The sequence below is a fragment of the Endozoicomonas sp. ONNA2 genome, assembly GCF_024606365.1.
In the GTDB taxonomy this organism is placed as follows: domain Bacteria; phylum Pseudomonadota; class Gammaproteobacteria; order Pseudomonadales; family Endozoicomonadaceae; genus Endozoicomonas.
On record NZ_JAHHPO010000626.1, the window covers coordinates 1 to 2,379 of the forward strand.

The 2,379-nt window shown below is 50.0% G+C and carries 1 protein-coding gene; it reads left to right on the plus strand.

Going from position 1 to position 2,379, the window contains the following annotated elements; genetic code table 11:
• Window positions 1–448: 448 nt before the first annotated feature.
• A partial coding sequence (gene pflB, locus KDK14_RS11010) for a formate C-acetyltransferase (RefSeq protein WP_257265161.1) occupies window positions 449–2,379 on the plus strand: 1,931 nt, incomplete at its 3' end.

Genomic DNA, 2,379 nt, shown 5'->3' on the forward strand with positions numbered 1-2,379 from the left:
GTTATAGGTATTAGCACTAATGGTATAACTGTCGTATAAGTAGTAATTTTCCTGAAGTTTTTATTCATCGGGCTGACTCGATTGACACGTACACTACAGTAAGCAGCTGCCCACTTGGTCAGAAATACCATTTCATTTGATTAACTACTTATGACCATAAGGGGTTTTGTGATGAGGTGTTATACCAATTCTGCCTTCTGTATGTTATCGATCAAGTCATTTTGGACAGTCGGGCAAAGCGGCATGATGAGTAATTGCAGTGCTACCCGGTATTGCGAGGTATTCCAACTGTTCGAACTGGCTGATCAGTTCATATAATGTCGCCGCCCGAAAAAGCCAAAGAATACGCCGACAATGATTTTTTTATATTGATACAGATCAATGCCCATTGACTGACCCGTAAGCAGCATCCCCAAAGCATTCTCCAACCTGTCAGGAGCCTTTTAATATGACTGTAACTACCTGCGAACTGCCAGCAGCATGGGAAGGATTTACTTCCGGTGACTGGTCCCAAGGCATTAATGTTCGAGACTTTATCCAGAAAAACTACACCCCTTACGAGGGAGACGATGCCTTCCTGGCCGGTTCTACTGAAGCGACAGACAAGCTGTGGGCTGATGTCATGGAAGGGATCAAGGAAGAGAACCGCACGCACGCGCCTTTGGATTTCGATACCGATCTGCCATCCACCATTACTTCCCATGATGCCGGTTATATCGATAAAAATCGGGAAACCATTGTTGGCCTGCAGACGGACAAGCCACTGAAGCGCGGCATTATTGCCAACGGTGGTATCCGGATGGTGGAAACTTCCTGTGAAGTTTATGGCCGTAAGCTGGATGACATGGTTGTCAAGATCTTCACGGAATATCGCAAGACACACAATGCCGGTGTGTTCGATGTTTACACCGCTGACATTCGCAACTGTCGCAAGTCCGGTGTGATCACCGGGTTGCCGGATGCATACGGCCGTGGACGTATTATCGGTGACTACCGTCGTATTGCCCTGTACGGTATTGATCGACTCGTTGTCGACAAGAAGGCGCAGCACAAGTCTCTGGATGCACCGCTCAATTCCGGGGATGATCTTGAGCGTACCATTCAGCTGCGTGAAGAGATCATGGAGCAGATCAAGGCATTGATGCAGATCAAGGAGATGGCAGCCAAATACGATTGTGACATCAGTGGTCCTGCTACCTCGGCCCGGGAAGCGGTTCAGTGGACTTATTTTGGTTACCTGGCCGCCGTCAAGTCCCAGAATGGTGCTGCCATGTCTCTGGGGCGGACGGCTACCTTCCTGGATATCTACATTCAGCGTGACCTGGAAGCGGGCAGGATCACTGAAATTAATGCCCAGGAATTGATTGATCACTTCGTGATGAAGCTGCGCATGGTTCGCTTCTTGCGTACCCCGGAATACGATCAGCTGTTCTCCGGCGACCCGATCTGGGCGACAGAGTCCATCGGTGGTATGGGGCTTGACGGTCGGACACTGGTGACCAAAAACGCTTTTCGTTTCCTGAATACCATGTACACCATGGGCCCGTCGCCGGAGCCAAACATTACGGTGCTATGGTCTGAGCAGCTGCCTGTCGGCTTTAAAGAGTATTGTGCCAGGGTATCCATCGATACCAGTTCCATCCAGTACGAAAACGATGATCTGATGCGTCCTGATATGAACAGCGACGATTACGCCATCGCCTGTTGTGTGTCGCCAATGATTGTTGGCAAACAGATGCAGTTCTTTGGTGCCCGTGCCAATCTGGGCAAGACACTGCTTTACGCCATCAATGGTGGTATTGACGAGAAACTGAAAGTTCAGATTGGTCCGAAAACCGACAAGATCACGGCTGAATACCTGGATTACGACGATGTCCATGCACGTTATGATGCGCTGATGGACTGGTTGGCGACTCAGTATGTGGCTGCCCTGAACTGTATTCATTACATGCACGACAAGTACGCCTATGAGGCTTCTCTGATGGCACTGCATGATCGTGATGTCATTCGCACCATGGCCTGTGGTATTGCCGGTCTGTCCGTTGCTGCTGACTCTTTGTCTGCCATTAAATACGCCAGGGTCAAGCCGGTGCGTGATGAAGACGGTATTGCTATCGACTTCGAAATTGAAGGTGATTATCCGAAGTTCGGTAACAACGATGAGCGTGTTGATACGATTGCCTGTGAGCTGGTTGAAACGTTCATGAAGAAAGTCGCTTCTCACAGGATGTATCGTAACGCGATTCCAACCCAATCCGTCCTGACCATTACCTCTAATGTGGTATACGGCCAGAAGACCGGTGCTACCCCGGACGGCCGTCGTGCAGGTCAGCCATTTGGTCCGGGTGCCAACCCCATGCACGGTCGTGACACCAGTGG